At 60.9% G+C, this 14,614-nt stretch carries 13 protein-coding genes; 11 read left to right on the top strand and 2 right to left on the bottom strand.

Annotated elements, in window-relative coordinates:
* The first annotated feature begins 70 nt into the window (after positions 1 to 70).
* Positions 71 to 1,588, top strand: coding sequence for a lysine--tRNA ligase (lysS, locus tag C8D82_RS08140; RefSeq protein ID WP_207776092.1), 1,518 nt, complete (start codon positions 71 to 73; stop codon positions 1,586 to 1,588).
* Between the two features lie 755 nt (positions 1,589 to 2,343).
* On the opposite strand, the gene C8D82_RS08135 is transcribed toward lysS, so the two are convergent.
* Positions 2,344 to 3,390, bottom strand: coding sequence for a Gfo/Idh/MocA family protein (locus tag C8D82_RS08135; protein ID WP_165832926.1), 1,047 nt, complete (start codon positions 3,388 to 3,390; stop codon positions 2,344 to 2,346).
* A 274-nt stretch (positions 3,391 to 3,664) separates the two neighbouring features.
* Between C8D82_RS08135 and C8D82_RS08130 the strand changes: the two genes are divergently transcribed.
* Genes C8D82_RS08130 through C8D82_RS08095 form a run of 8 tightly spaced genes read left to right on the top strand, consistent with a single transcriptional unit; the run spans position 3,665 to position 11,783 of the window.
* A complete protein-coding gene (locus tag C8D82_RS08130) occupies positions 3,665 to 5,194 on the top strand; it encodes a tagaturonate epimerase family protein (RefSeq protein WP_116883774.1) in 1,530 nt (509 codons plus the stop codon).
* Between the two features lie 40 nt (positions 5,195 to 5,234).
* Positions 5,235 to 5,645 carry a preprotein translocase subunit YajC gene (yajC, locus tag C8D82_RS08125; protein ID WP_116883773.1) on the top strand — a complete coding sequence of 137 codons (411 nt, stop codon included), beginning with the start codon at positions 5,235 to 5,237 and terminating at the stop codon, positions 5,643 to 5,645.
* A 27-nt stretch (positions 5,646 to 5,672) separates the two neighbouring features.
* Positions 5,673 to 8,276 (top strand): protein translocase subunit SecD, encoded by a 2,604-nt coding sequence (secD, locus tag C8D82_RS08120; protein ID WP_116883772.1) that lies wholly within the window; start codon positions 5,673 to 5,675, stop codon positions 8,274 to 8,276.
* Complete coding sequence (locus C8D82_RS08115) at positions 8,239 to 8,673, top strand: YbaB/EbfC family nucleoid-associated protein (protein WP_116883771.1); 435 nt, start codon at positions 8,239 to 8,241, stop codon at positions 8,671 to 8,673. Before secD ends, C8D82_RS08115 begins: the two co-directional genes overlap by 38 nt.
* A gap of 21 nt (positions 8,674 to 8,694) precedes the next feature.
* Positions 8,695 to 9,327 carry a recombination mediator RecR gene (gene recR, locus C8D82_RS08110; RefSeq protein WP_207776091.1) on the top strand — a complete coding sequence of 211 codons (633 nt, stop codon included), beginning with the start codon at positions 8,695 to 8,697 and terminating at the stop codon, positions 9,325 to 9,327.
* Entirely contained in the window at positions 9,317 to 10,264 is a 948-nt protein-coding gene (gene rnhC / locus C8D82_RS08105; protein WP_116883770.1) for a ribonuclease HIII, read from the top strand. The genes recR and rnhC overlap by 11 nt, the downstream gene beginning before the upstream one ends.
* Positions 10,261 to 11,295 (top strand): aldose epimerase family protein, encoded by a 1,035-nt coding sequence (locus C8D82_RS08100; RefSeq protein ID WP_116883769.1) that lies wholly within the window; start codon positions 10,261 to 10,263, stop codon positions 11,293 to 11,295. The genes rnhC and C8D82_RS08100 overlap by 4 nt, the downstream gene beginning before the upstream one ends.
* Positions 11,295 to 11,783: a CYTH domain-containing protein gene (locus tag C8D82_RS08095; protein WP_116883768.1), complete on the top strand. Its 489-nt coding sequence runs from the start codon at positions 11,295 to 11,297 to the stop codon at positions 11,781 to 11,783. Before C8D82_RS08100 ends, C8D82_RS08095 begins: the two co-directional genes overlap by 1 nt.
* Here the strand turns inward: C8D82_RS08095 and C8D82_RS08090 are convergent.
* Positions 11,762 to 12,652, bottom strand: coding sequence for a helix-turn-helix transcriptional regulator (locus C8D82_RS08090; protein WP_116883767.1), 891 nt, complete (start codon positions 12,650 to 12,652; stop codon positions 11,762 to 11,764). The two genes, C8D82_RS08095 and C8D82_RS08090, sit on opposite strands and share 22 nt — an antisense overlap.
* Before the next feature lie 224 nt (positions 12,653 to 12,876).
* Between C8D82_RS08090 and C8D82_RS08085 the strand changes: the two genes are divergently transcribed.
* Together C8D82_RS08085 and C8D82_RS08080 are read left to right on the top strand one after the other, a co-directional pair.
* A complete protein-coding gene (locus C8D82_RS08085; RefSeq protein WP_165832924.1) occupies positions 12,877 to 13,797 on the top strand; it encodes a dihydrodipicolinate synthase family protein in 921 nt (306 codons plus the stop codon).
* A 29-nt stretch (positions 13,798 to 13,826) separates the two neighbouring features.
* Positions 13,827 to 14,606: a type II secretion system protein gene (locus C8D82_RS08080; protein WP_116883842.1), complete on the top strand. Its 780-nt coding sequence runs from the start codon at positions 13,827 to 13,829 to the stop codon at positions 14,604 to 14,606.
* Positions 14,607 to 14,614 lie beyond the last annotated feature (8 nt).

Raw genomic sequence — 14,614 nt, 5'->3', positions numbered from 1 at the left:
AATGGTGTTACATTAATTTTGTCTGTTTTATTTTGCATTCAACCTTCAAATAAGCGGAGTCATCACAAAAATGAGCGATGAAACGAAAAATGTCCCGGCCGCGGAGCCGGCGGAACCGGATATGCACATACTGTTCGCCCAGCGCCTCGCCAAGCTCAAGGAGCTGGAAGCCGCCGGGATCGATCCCTACGGCCAGGCTTTTCCCGGCGCACAGATGATCGAACAGGTCCGCGCCGATTTCAAGGCTCCCGCCGAAGGCGAATTCGGCCCCGAAGTCGTGGTCGCCGGCCGGCTGATGGCCAAGCGCGGCATGGGCAAGTCGATCTTCGCCGACCTCAAGGACAGCACCGGCAAAATCCAGCTTTTCGTCGGCAAGAGCGAGATCGGCGAGGAAGCGTTCGCCATCTTCAAAAAGCTCGATATCGGCGACATCGTCGGCATCAAGGGACCGACTTTCGTGACCCGCATGGGGGAATTGACCATCCGCGTCCACGAGTGCACGCTGCTCTCCAAGTCACTGCGTCCGCTGCCGGAAAAGTATCACGGCCTCGTCGATATCGAACAGCGCTACCGCCAGCGTTACCTCGACCTGATCACCAACGAGGAGAGTTTCCGGGTGCTGAAGCTGCGCAGCCGCATTCTGGCCGAAATCCGCAATTTCATGAACGGGCGCGGCTTTATGGAGGTCGAAACCCCGATGCTGCAGGCGCTCGCGGGCGGCGCGTCGGCCAACCCCTTCACCACCTATTACGAGGCGCTGAGTTCGACGATGTACATGCGCATCGCCCCCGAACTTTATCTGAAGCGGCTGCTGGTCGGCGGCTTCGAGAAGGTCTACGAACTCGGCCGGAACTTCCGCAACGAGGGCATGGACCGCCGCCACAACCCGGAATTTACGATGATGGAAATCTATCAGGCCTACGGCGACTGCCGCACCATGATGGAGCTGATCGAATCTCTGATCACCACCGTCGCGATGAAGACCGTCGGCACGTTGAAAATCGACCACGGCAACGGCAAGGTGATCGACCTGACCCCGCCGTGGCGCCGCGCGACCTACAACGAACTCTGCGAGGAAAAGGGCGGGGCGGACTGGTTCCAGCTCACCCCGGAGGAGCGGATCAAACGCGGGCAGGAGCTGAAACTCGACGTTCACACCGGCATGTCCGACCTCGACGTGACCAACGAACTCTACGAAAAACTCGTCGAACCGACCCTGATTCAGCCGACTTTCGTGACCCGCATTCCGGTCGAACTGCTGCCGCTCGCCAAGGGCTGCCCGGACGATCCGACCCATGTGGACGTTTTTGAACTCGGCATCAACGGCGTTGAAGTCGCCCCCGCCTACTCCGAGCTCAACAATCCGATCATCCAGCGTCAACGCCTGATGGAGCAGTTCGAGAAAAACAAGCAGGAGGGCGATGTGCTCGCCGAAAAGGTGGACGAAGACTTCCTCGTCGCCCTGGAACACGGTATGCCTCCCGCCGGCGGCATGGGCGTCGGCATCGACCGTCTGGTCATGATCCTGACCGGTGCGGAATCCATCCGCGACGTGATCCTGTTCCCCCAGATGAAGCTCAAAAAGTAAGGTTCCACACTCCGGCATCGGGGATTTCGCCTTTGGCGACCAAGGCGCTTCGCCCTTGGAACCCGACCGGCAAGGTGCCGGCGCCGGGTACGAGAGCCGGGAAAGGCGTACCGCCTTTTCCTCCGGGGAGGGGAGGCTCTGCTGGAGACAGGCAGGGTTGTACAGGAGCGGCACACCGCTCCGGTCGGCACAAAGCCTGCTTTTTTGCAGGCTTTAGGCACTCCCTGCGCCTGCTGCCGCCGGAGGTCACGCTCGGAACCTCCAGATGCTGACCGGGTAATAGACAGATACCCTGATGGAGGCTGATAAGAATTTATCTGCCGATATACGCAAAGCGAGGTCAGGCAACAATACAACTGGCACATCACAGGCAAGCATATCTTTGAGTACGAGCCTTACTGAACCTTACCTGTATGAAAAGGTAGGGAGGAGGGTTCAGCCTCCATGAGTGTAATTTCACATCATCCGGTTAACATCTGGAGGTTCCGCGCGTGACCTCCGGCGGCAGCAGGCGCAGGGAGTGCCTAAAGCCCGCAAAAAAGCGGGCTTTGCGCCGACCGGAGCGGTGTGCCGCTCCTGTACAACCCTGCCTGTCTCTACCAGAGCCTCCCCCTTCCGGAGGGAAAACCGGAACGGTTTTCCCGGATCTCAAGTATTCGGCACCGGCACCTTGCCGGTCGGGTTCCAAGGGCGAAGCGCCTTGGTCGCCGAAGGCGAAATCCCCGATGTCGGAGTGGGGAGTGCGAAAAAAGAATTCAGCGATAGTCGGGGACATCGACCCAGCCGCCTTTGGCGGCGGATTCGTAGACGGCCATGACCAGTGCCGAACTGTCGGCGGCGTCTTCGATGGTGACGGCGGGAGCGCGGTGTTCGCGGATCGCGTCGATCACATCGGCGAGCTGGTCGGTGTGACCGACACCGTAATACTTCTTGCCGACAACCGGGGTGTCGTTTTTGACGGTGAGGGCGGCTTCGACTTCTTTGGCGAGTTCGGCGCTCTTGCCTTCGACGTGTACCGGAACCTCATTGGCGTATTCGAGACAGAGCTCGGAGCCGATCAGGGACAGGAAACTGCGCCATTCGACAGCGGCGGAGTTGGTCGCCACCACGGTACCGAAGACGCCGGACTTGAATTCCATTACGAAAGCGGCGGTGTCTTCGACCTCGATCACGCCCTGATGGGTCAGGTTGGCGGTCCGTGCGACGAGCCGTTTGATGTCGCCGAACACATAGCGGAGCTGGTCGAGGTGATGGATCGCCTGATTGATCAGGATGCCGCCGCCTTCGCCGGCGAAGGTGCCCCGCCAGGCGTCCTTGTTGTAATATTCATCGGTGCGCAGGCAGCTGAAAGCGAGGTTGACCGCGATGATCCTGCCGAATTTGCCTGCCGCGACCATCTGCTTCAGGGTGCGGTTGGCGGGCTGGAACCGGTGCTGAAAGATGCCGGAAGCGACCAGCTCCGGATGCGCCTTGGCGGTATCGCACATGCGTTTGAGGTCGGCCGGAACGCGCCCGAGGGATTTTTCACAGACTACGTGTTTACCGGCGTTCAGGGCGTCGACCACGATTTGAGCGTGGCTGGCGTGATCGGTGCAGACACTGACGAGATCGACTTCGGGATCGGCCAGAAGCCGGCGGTAGTCGGTGGAACGGCGCGCGACACCGTACTTTTCGCCGAGTTTGTCGGCCCGTTCCGGTATGAGATCGCACAGATGGACGACCTGAACGTCAGAAAGAGCCTGGTAGCCTTCGATATGGGTCGGCGCAATCACACCGCAGCCGATGATCCCGCACTTGATCATGATGAAACATTCCTCTATTGATATAAGGCCGTTTATTATAAGAATGAAAGCTAATATATCGATTCCGAGGCGTTTTTCAAGCATCCCGGCGGATTTTTCTCCGGTTTCCGCGGGCTTGTCGAATTGTTTTCGGAATGGTTGAACCGGCGGGCAATCAGGATTTTATCATTTCCCGGAATGAAAATCGACGGAAAGCTGTCTTGAATATCGGGTTGTTGATGTTATATTAAGCTGTTTGGATTTTATTTTGCCACTTAAATCGGATCGATTTCAGATGATAAATATTGCAGAAAGCGCGCTTGCCCTTCTGAAAAAAAGTGAGGCGGAAGCCAGAAAGCTGCTCAAAAAAGAAAGCGGCCCGGTTTCCGTTGCCGCATCCTCGGTCCATAAGCTGGGCGAGGCGCTGGTGATGATCGGGCAGGGAACGGAGCGGCGTTTTCTGCTGGTGGTGGCCGACTATCCGCAGGTCCTTCCCGCCGGATTCGAGGGGGAGCTTCACCGGCTCTCCGACGGAGCGGCGCTGGTGGGGAAGCTTTCGGCCGCCAATGCCGCCGCCCTGCGCCGCCATTTCCCGTGGACTGCCCCTTCGAGCCTGCACGATTGCCGCACGACGATCGGCTGCGGCGACCGGCTCGGGCTGGCCGGTCGCGGGCAGCTCGCTTCGATCCGCAAGTTCAAGGTGAAGCCGGTGCTGGCGCAGCAGTCGAAGCGGGAGCTGTCGATGACGAACCGTTCGTTTCAGGATGTGGTTGACGCCGCCTGCTTTTCGGTGTTCGAGGCGGACTGGCGCGAAGGGTGGGGTGCGGATGGCGACCACCTGAAGACGATTGCCGATCTTGAACCGGCGCTGGCGGCCGGAATGCCGATGGTGACGCTGGATCTTTCCGACCAGATTGTCGCCGCCGCGGCGGCGTGGGAGGACGGCGAGGTCAGCGAGCGTTTCGGCGACTGCGATCCGGCGGAACAGGAGCGGATCCGCTCTGAATATGAGAATCAGGTGTTCGTGGTCGGGGAAAGCGAGGTCGCCGTGGACGGCGCGACGGCGCGCCGGTGCGCGGTGATGTACGGCGCCGCGCTGGATTTTGCGGTGAAGGTGTTTCAATATCTGAAGTCGAAGCGGGGAAGCGATTTTGATCTGGAGCTTTCCTTTGACGAGACCGGAGTGGAAACCGTTCCGGCCCATCATCTTTTTATTGCGCGTGAACTGCGCAAGCGGGGGGTGGAACTTGCTTCTCTGGCCCCCTGTTTCCCCGGGGAATTCCAGAAAGGGGTGGATTATCGCGGGAACCTTGCCGAATTCGAGCGGCAGCTCCGGCTTCATGTCCGGATCGCGCACGCCTACGGCGATTATAAGCTCTCGATTCACTCCGGCAGTGACAAGTTCAGCGTGTTCCCGATCATCGGCCGGGAAACCGGCGGCCGCTTTCACCTGAAAACGGCCGGGACAAGCTGGCTGGTGGCGGCGGGAGTCATCGCCGCGCACGAACCGGCGCTCTACCGGGAGATGCATCGCTGTGCACTGGAGAATTTCGGGAGAATGAAACAGTTTTATCACATCACCGCCGATCCGGCCCGGATTCCCGCGCTTGAGGCAGTCGCCGACACGGCTTTGCCGGAATTGCTGGAGCTGCCGGAGGAGCGCCAGCTGATGCATATCTCTTACGGTCCGATTCTGCAGGGAGAACTGGGCGGCCGCTTTTTTGCGGCGATGCACCGGTTTTCAAAAGAGTACGACGCTGCGTTGGAACGTTGGTTTGACCGTCACCTCTCGCTTCTGGGAGTCGGCAAACGACAGTGCAAATAAATCTCGAAAGATTGACAAAATACCCAAAGGAGTCAGAAAAATGAGTTTCATGTCCATCCTCGCCGCAGCGGAAACCGCTGCTCCCGCCGCTGCCCAGACCACTACCACCGTCGTCGCCGACGGAGCCGCTGCCGCGCCGGGCGCCGCAGCCCAGCCGCAGCCGAACATGCTGACCGGCATGCTGCCGATCATCATCGTGTTTGCGGTGATGATTTTCTTCATGATGCGGTCGCAGAAAAAGCAGGCGCAGAAGCGCCAGCAGATGATCGACCAGGTGGTGAAAGGGACCCGGGTGCTGCTGAATTCCGGCATGTACGGCACCATCGTCGAAGTGAAAAGCAACAGCTTCGTGGTGGAAATCGCCGACCGGGTCCAGGTCGAAGTGGTGAAGAACGGCATTGCCGACCTCGCCGTGGATCCGAAGGAAGCCGACCCGAAGGCGGCGAAGTAATCCCACAGTCAAGGATATTTTCTTAAAATGAACAATCGACCGTTGATTCTGCGTACGCTGATCACCGTGGTGGTGGTCCTGGTGTTTGCCGGAGCGATCCATCCGCTGTTCCAGCGCGATTACTACGAGACCTTTCTCGGAATGCTGACGAATAAGGATGACGCCGAAGCCGTCGAGCTGGTGGAAACCGCGCGTGAACTCCAGAAGAAGAATCCGCAGCTTTACCAGTCGCAGGCGCTGCTGCAGGCGGCGGACGACAAGGGGATCGACCTGACCCGCCGGGTCAAGGGCAACGATCTTCAGGACAACCGGGATGTGATGAGCCTGATCCGCAAACAGGCTTCCAGTTCGATCCGCCTCGGACTCGACCTGAACGGCGGTGTGGAGTTCATTCTGCAGCTGGTGCCGGATCAGGAGTTCCTGAGCAAGCTCAAGGAGGATTCCGGCAAGGGCGGCGAGGGCCGCGCCGATCTCGAAAAGCGCATGCGGGCCGAATTCGACCGCTACCGCGACATCGCGATCGAAATCCTCCGCAAACGTCTGGAAGGGCAGAAGATTTTCGAAGCGGAAATCGCCCCGTCCGGCAGCAACTACGTCGCGTTGCGCGCGCCGGTTGTTGCCAAGGATGAGAAGGTGAAGCTGCTGAACCTGATCAAAATGAGCGCGAAGCTGCGTTTCCGCCTGGTGCATCCGGACAATGCCGCGCTGGTCCAGCAGTACTTGGCCAACCCGGAGAATTTCACCGTTCCGCTCGGCTACGAACTGATGAAAACCAGCGAGTTCCGGGCCGGACAGGCGCCGCGGGTCGAATACTACTTCGTCGAAAACCGCGCCCAGATGGATGGAAAGGGCGTTTCGCACGCGCAGGCCGCCAAAGATGAGTTCGGCCAGCGCAAGATCCAGCTGCGGTTCAACACCGAAGGCGCTGAGCAGTTCGGTCGGGTCACCAGCGAAAACGTCGGCCGCCAGCTGGCGATTGTGCTGGACGGGCATCTGTACTGCGCCCCGGCGATCAGGCAGGCGATCCTCGGCGGCAACGCCGAAATCAGCGGCAGCTTCTCCGACGAGGAGGCCAAGAGCATTTCCGACGCGCTGGTGTCGGGCAGCTTCCCGTTCCAGATCAAGGTGGACGCGGTGTTCGACACCGACCCGAAGCTCGGCGCCTCCAACGTCGCCAACGGCATCTGGGCCGGAGTGATCTCCATGGTGCTGGTCGCGGTGTTCATGATTGTCTACTACCGGCTCGCCGGTGTGGTTTCGGTGGTGGCGCTGGCGCTGAACATTGTGCTGATCCTCGGCGCGATGGCCGCGTTCAACTGCACGCTGACGCTGCCGGGCATCGCCGGTATCGTGCTGACCATCGGCATGGCGGTCGACGCGAACGTGCTGGTCTATGAACGCGTCCGCGAAGAACTGGCGACCGGCAAGAGCCTGCGCTCCTCGATCGATCTCGGGTACAGCCGGGCGTTTTCCGCCGTGCTCGACGCGAACCTGACCACGCTGATCACTTCGGTGATCCTGATGTACGTCGGCACCGGCGCGATCAAGGGTTTCGCGGTAACGTTGAGCATCGGTATTCTGACGACGCTGTTCACGGCGCTCTTCGTGACCCGGCTGGGATTCGACTACATCTTCCGGTATACGAAGATCGACCATATCCATATGATGCAGTTCTTTAAAAACACCAACTTCAATTTCGACAGGATGTGGAGCAAGACCGTGATGGTCAGCCTCGCGCTGATCCTGCTGGCGGTGGTGCTGCTCTGCGTCAAGGGCCGCGATGTGCTCGGAGTGGACTTCACCGGCGGCACGGCGGTTTCCTTCAACTATGAGGCGCAGATCCCGCAGGATGAGATGGAAAAGGTGCTCAAGGCCGCCGGTTACGATGCGACCGTCACCTATAAGGCGAATGCGGCTGCGGCCTCCGAAAACCGCAAGGTCGAGGTGCTGATCCGCGGCGACCTGACCGGCCGGAGCGCCACTTCCAGCCCGAAGGACCAGCTCGCGGCGGTGCTGAACAAGGCGTTCCCCGATGCGAAGCTCTCCGGCGGCCTCGAATCGAGCGTCGGCGGCCTGATCGGCTGGGAGTTCACCAAGGCGGCGCTGATCGCGATCGCGCTGTCGATGGTCGGCATTGCGGTTTACGTGTCGCTGCGGTATGAATTCGTGTACGCGCTGTCGAGCCTGATCGCGCTGGGGCATGACCTGCTGGTGGTGCTGGGCATCTATCTGCTGCTGGGCCGTACTATTTCGCTGACCGTGGTGGCGGCGCTGCTGACCGTGATCGGCTACTCGATGAACGACAAGGTGGTGGTGTTCGACCGTATCCGGGAGAATGTGCACCTCGGGGTCTGCAAGAACTATGTGGATACCGTGAATCTGTCGATCAACCAGACGCTGAACCGGACGATCCTGACCAGTCTGACCACCTTCATCGTGGTGTTCGTGCTCTTCCTGGGCGGCGGCGTCGCGATCAACGACTTCGTGCTGGTGATGATGCTCGGCATCGTGGTCGGCACCTATTCGTCGATCTTCATCGCGGCTCCGCTGGTGTCGATGTGGCACCGCCGGGCGGAACAGCGGCGCAATTACAATGCGAAGGAAGCCGCCGCGGCCGAATGTAAGAAATAATTTCGATTCACGGCCGGCTTGGGGAAGTGCTTCAAGCCGGCTTTTTTTAACTGTTTTTGGAGTTTTTTGTACGATGTTTGGTAATCTCGCCGAAATGGCAAAACTGATGAGCAAAGCGAAGGATATTCAGGCCAACCTCAAGAAGTTCAAGGAGGAGATGCCGACCATGGAGTTCTCCGCCTCCAGCGCGGGAAACCTGGTCAAGGTGACCGTCTCCGGCGACTTCATGGTCAAGGGAGTCGAAATCGCCCCGGACGCGAATCTGAATGCCGCCGAACTTCAGGAGGCGGTCCTTTTCGCCACCAACAGCGCCCTGATTGCGGCGAAGGCGGCTGCGCAGGCCAAGATGACCGAAGTGACCGGCGGGCTCGGCATGGACCTGCCCGGAATTTTTTAAGCGGAAGGTGCGGTGCGCGGCATGGCGGGCAATCTGAGTTATCCGGATGCGGTCGAGGAGCTGATCGGCGCGTTGAAGCAGCTGCCCGGCATCGGGCGGCGCGGTGCCGAACGGCTCGCGTTGTCCATGCTCGGCTGGGAGCCGGAGAAACTGCAATATCTCGGCAAACTGGTCGAAACGCTGCCGGCCACGGTCGGCAGCTGTCCGGAGTGCGGCGCGCTGTCCAATGCCGGCGAACTCTGCGCGGTCTGCCGGCTGCCCGACCGCGACCGGCAGCTGGTCTGCGTGGTTGAAACGATGGCGCAGGTGTTCGCGATCGAAGCGAGCGGCAATTTCCGGGGGCGTTACCATGTGCTCGGCGGGCGGCTGTCGCCGCTCGACGCCGAAAACGGCGCCGGGCTGAATCTGGAGAAACTGATCGGGCTTGCCCGCTCCGGTCAGGTGCGTGAAATCATCCTGGCGCTGAGTCCCGATGTCGAGGGGCGGGCCACCGCGATCTATCTGGCGGAGCTGCTGCGCGACGCGCCGGTGCGGGTCACGCAGCCGGCGCTGGGACTGCCGGCGGGGGCGAACCTCTCCTATGCCGACGGCGCGACCATCGCGGCCGCGCTCTCCGGGCGGACGATTCTGGGGGAGGGCGGATATGGCCGGTAAGAAAGTGACCAGCTACGTGTGCACCGTCACGCCGGAGCAGGCGGACGCGCTCCGGGAACTGCTCGACCGGCGCGGCTGGGAGTTCCGGCAGCTTCAGTACGCCCGCTACAAGGCGGTCGGCGACAAGGTCAACGTGGCGGTCTACAACTCCGGCAAACTGACGGTGCAGGGCGGCGGCACGGAGGATTTCGTGAGTTTCATTCTGGAGCCGGAGATCCTGCACACTTTCACATTCGGGCTGGACCCCGATCCGGCTGACGAACCGGTCGAGCCGCACGGCGGCATCGACGAGAGCGGCAAGGGGGACTTCTTCGGGCCGCTGTGCATCGCCGGAGTCTACGCCGACGCCGAAACCGGCCCGGAGTTGCGTAAGCTCGGCTGTTGCGACTCCAAGCTGATCAAAAGCCCGAAGAAGATTCTGGAGCTGGCGAAGGGAATCCGGGAGATCGCGCGCGATCAGTATGCGGTGGTGAACCTGCCGCCGGAGACCTACAACCGCCTCTACGACAAGATCGGCAACCTGAACCGGCTGCTCGCTTGGGGACACGCCCGGGTGATCGAGAACCTGCTCGAAAAGGTGCCGGAGTGCCCGCGGATGCTGTCGGACAAGTTCGCCGACGAGTCGCTGATCAAGCGGGCGCTGATGACGCGCGGCAAACAGATCCGTATGGAGCAGCGGACCAAGGCGGAGAGCGACGTTGCGGTTGCGGCGGCGAGCATCCTCGCGCGGGAACAGTTCCTGCGCGGCATGGAGAAGCTGTCGGCGGAATTCGGCGAAACTTTTCCGAAGGGGGCCGGGCCGCTGGTGCGCGAAACCGGTGCGCGCATTCTGGAAAAACACGGGCCGGGTGCATTCGCCCGCTGCGCGAAACTGCATTTCAAAACCTACAGTGAACTGACCGGTGGAATCCCGGTGAACGAGGAGGATCGACGATGAAAATTCAGGACTTTTTCCAGCTTCCCGACGGGCGGACCGCCCGGCTGTATTCGTTGCGCAACAGCTCCGGCTTCGGCGCGGACATCACCGATTTCGGCGGCGCGATCGTGCGGCTGCTGACGCCGGACCGCAACGGCAAGCTGGTCGATGTGGTGCTCGGCTTCGCGGAGCCGGCGGACTATATCGAAAACGGCCCTTTCTTCGGCGCGCTGATCGGGCGGGTTGCGAACCGGATCTCCAACGGCAGGTTCACGCTCGGCGGCAAGACCTATCAGCTGGAACTGAACGACAGCAACGGTAAAAACACCCTGCACGGCGGCCGATGCTACGGCCGGCGGCTGTGGGAGGCGGAGGTGGTGGACGACTACACGCTGAAGCTGACGTTGAACAGTCCCGACGGCGACGCCGGATTCCCGGGAAATGTGAAGGTCGAAGTGGTCTACCACATCACCGAGGACAACGCGCTGTCGATCGCCTACTCCGGCACTTCCGACGCGCCGACCGTGCTGAGCCTGACCAATCACAGCTACTTCAACCTGAACGGAGAGGGGGCGGGCGAATGCGGCGACCACTCCATCATGATTCAGGCCGGCCGCCGCACCGAGGTCGACGAATTCCTGGCCCCGACCGGACGCAATCCGGAAGTCGCCGGAACCTTTTACGACCTGCGCGCGGGCAAGAGTTTTGCGAAGATCCACGAGGAGAATCCGAACTGTTTCGATGACAATTTCGTACTTTCCGACGAGGCGGAGAGCTTCAAGGAGAACGTCGCGGTGGCGTGGTCGGACCGGACCGGCATTGAGCTGGCCTGCTCCACGACCGCTCCCGGCGTGCAGTTCTACATGGGCTTTTTCCTGGACGGCACGCTCAGGGGAAAGACGGAGAGCAGTTATCCGCAGTTCAGCGCGTTCTGCCTTGAAACCCAGCTCTGGCCGGATGCGGTGAACCATCCGGAGTTTCCGAGCGCCCGGCTGAATCCCGGCGGGGAATACAAGCAGTACACCGTCTACAAGTTCGGCGTGCGGAACTGATGGCGACCGAGATCGAACGCAAGTTCCTGGTCGCGAATGACGGCTGGCGCGCGGCGGCGGGCAGGGGAGTGCGCATGGTGCAGGGCTACTTCGAGAGCGGAATATGCACCGCACCGCCCCCGACGCTCCGGGTGCGAATCGCCGGGGAACGGGCGTTCCTGACCGTCAAGGGGCGTCCCTCCGGCGTCAGCCGCAGTGAATTTGAATATGAGATTCCGGTGGCCGACGCCGAGGCGATGCTGCTGGAATTCTGCGGTACGCGGATCGTCGAAAAGATCCGCTACACCTTTCCGGCCGGAGACGGCCTGTTCTGGGAGGTCGACGAGTATTTCAAACTCAACGCCGGGCTTTTCACCGCCGAAATCGAACTGCCTGCCGAGGAGACCGCGTTCGTGCGTCCCGACTGGCTCGGTGCGGAGGTTTCCGGCGATCCGCGCTATACCAACGGCGCCCTCAGCCGCAATCCCTACACGCTCTGGCGCGACTGATATTCGCTGGGCGACAGTCCGACCTCCCGCCGGAAGCAGCGGCTGAAGACGGCGGGCGAGGAAAAACCGGTCCGTTCGGCGATTTCGGCGATCTGGGTTTCGCGCTGGTCGAGGAGTTTCTGCGCCTGCTTGATCCGGATGTCGCGGATGTATTTGCCCGGCGTGCAGCCCGCCATCTGCCGGAAGATCAGATGCAGCAGCGCCGGAGAGATGTAGTGTTTCGCGGCCAGTTCCTCCAGCGACAGCTCCGGATCGGAAAGGTGCTGGAAGATATAGCCGTTGAGCTGTTCAAAGAGGTGGATGCGGTTGTTGTCGCTGTGCGGCCGGTTTTCCGCATTGATGAAATCGGTCGAATAAAGCAGCTCGAAAAGCAGTGTCTGCAGCAGTGACTGCAGCAGCTCCGCCCCTGCGGCGGAGGGCGCGGCGAGCAGCTCCCGGTAGAGCGCCAGCAGCCGTTCCGCGACGGCGCAGCACGATGCGCTGAGCCGGGTGCTGCGGTACATCAGCCCCGGAGCCAGCGGGCAGTTCTGCTCGAAGGTCACGATCAGCCAGTCGAAGACGTTCTGGTCCACCACATAGCAGTGCGACTGGTAAGGGTAGGTCAGCGCGGCGTAGCCCTCCGGCAGCGGAAACGATTTCTCATTGACGCAGACCAGCCCCTCCGCTTTCAGGTTCAGCGTCAGCACATACCGGCTGTGATAGAGTTTGTCTGCGTTATGTGCGAAGCTGATCTTCATTTCCCGGCAGCGGTGCAGCAGGATGATGTTGTCCGGCATATCCTGCCGTCCGCCGGTGATGCCGTGGTAGTAGCCGGCCGGTTCGCGCAGTTCGCGACACGCGGCGATCAGTTGTTTCAGCAGGAATTCCATTGTTTCGCTCTCCTCCTTTACTATTTTGCCGTTTTGCCTTAATTGCAAGAGTTGTTTGCTTTAAAAATGTAAAAAAATTCTTGTCAGGCTGTTTTATGGATTTTTGGTTATAGAAAATGCAAAGTTGCGGATATTTTTTGCAAACGGACTGCTATTGCTTCCGGGGATCGTCTGTGCCATAATAATAGAAGAAATAACAACGATCAACGGGGGATATGAGCATCATGAATGAACGCGAATTCAAAGACGGAGTGTGGCCGGTGGTGTTGACGCCGTTTCGCGAAGACGGTAAAATCGACTTCCCGGCTTACCGGGCGCTGCTGGAATATTATATCGCCAACGGCGTGACCGGGCTGTTCGCGGTCTGCCTGAGCAGCGAACTGTACGAGCTCACCGCGGCGGAACGGCTGGAGCTGGCGCGCGAAGCGGTGGCGGTTGCCGCCGGGCGGGTGCCGGTGGTGACCTGCGGCTGCCTCGGCAACAGCGAGGCGGAGAAACTGCAGTCGGTGTTCGACATGGCCGCCTGCGGCGTGGACGCGGTGGTGATTCCGGCCTGTCAGCTGGTGCCGCAGGAGGCGGATGACGCGGCGTTCCGGGAGGCGTTCGGGCGGCTGCTGGCGGCGACGGCGGAGATCCGGCTCGGACTTTACGAGTGTCCGGTTCCCTACCACCGGCTGGTCGCTCCGGCGCTGCTCGGCGAACTGGCCCGGATGGCGAAAGGGCGGCTCGCGTTCCTGAAGGATACCTGCTGCGACGCGGCGGTGATCGCGGAAAAACTCGCGGCCTGTGCCGGAACCGGGCTCAAGCTCTACAATGCGAACCTGACCACCTGCCTCGAATCGCTGGAGCTGGGTGCGGCGGGTTACAGCGGCACCTCCGCGAATTTCTACCCCGGCTTGCTGTCGGAGGAGTGCGCCTGTTTCCGGGGCGATCCGGCGCGGGCGCGGGAGTTGCAGGATTTCTTCAATCTGGTCCAGCGCCATGTGGAGTTCAAGTATCCGCGCTCGGCGAAGCTGTTTTTGAAGGAGTGCGGCGTGCCGATGACCGACTTCTGCCGGGTGGCGTGCGACCGTCTCTCCGGCGAACAGCTGATTCAGTTGAAAACTTTTCATTCGCATGTGGAAAAAATGGGAAAAGGCAAGTAGTGTTATTCAAAAACTCGGAGGAACCGGCCATGAAACGTAATTTCACCCTTATTGAGCTGCTGGTCGTCGTGGCGATCATTGCGATCCTTGCCGGGATTCTGCTGCCGTCGCTGAACAAGGCGCGCGAGACCGCGAAACGCGCCCGCTGCACCGGCAACCTGAAGAACCTGACGCAGGCGTTCCTGATGTATGCCGGGGACAACAACGATCAGGCGCTGGAGAATAATTACGCTGCGCCGCTCGGAGGAGCCACGGCGGACAACTCCTTTACCAACAATCTGCAGTACGGGTCGTTCATGCTGCCGTTCGCCGGTTATCTGGGGATTTCCGGGCTGGAGGGCGGAGCACAGGACCGGACGAAACTGCTGATCTTCCACTGCCCGGCCATCCCGTCACATTATACGCCCGGTCCGTCGTGGAGCAGCGGCAGTAAGGCGTATTCGGCCCGCTTCTGTTACTGGGCCGGGCTGATGCCGCGCCGCAAGTGGGCGGCGAGCAACTTCAAGGATACCGAACCGACCGGCGCTCCGGCCAAGATCAGCCGCGGCAAACCGCGCCAGGCGGTGTTCACCGACCGCAACTTCTATCTGAACGGGCAGGCGGATTTCAACCATTGCGGGATTTCCGGCGCGTCCGGCGTGGCGTTTCCGGTCGCGGTCAGGATGATCCGGGACAGCAACCGCGCCTGCCTCGACGGCAGCGTCCGGACCGTCCATGTGACCGAGATGGGCAAAGATTACACCGATCCGGGCGACAGTGTGAATAACGTCCACTATATGACCGGGGCCAACCGCGGTTACCTGTACTGAAAACATCC

The sequence above is a fragment of the Victivallis vadensis genome (genome assembly GCF_003096415.1).
Lineage (GTDB): Bacteria > Verrucomicrobiota > Lentisphaeria > Victivallales > Victivallaceae > Victivallis > Victivallis vadensis.
This window is presented reverse-complemented; position numbering and strand designations above follow the sequence as displayed.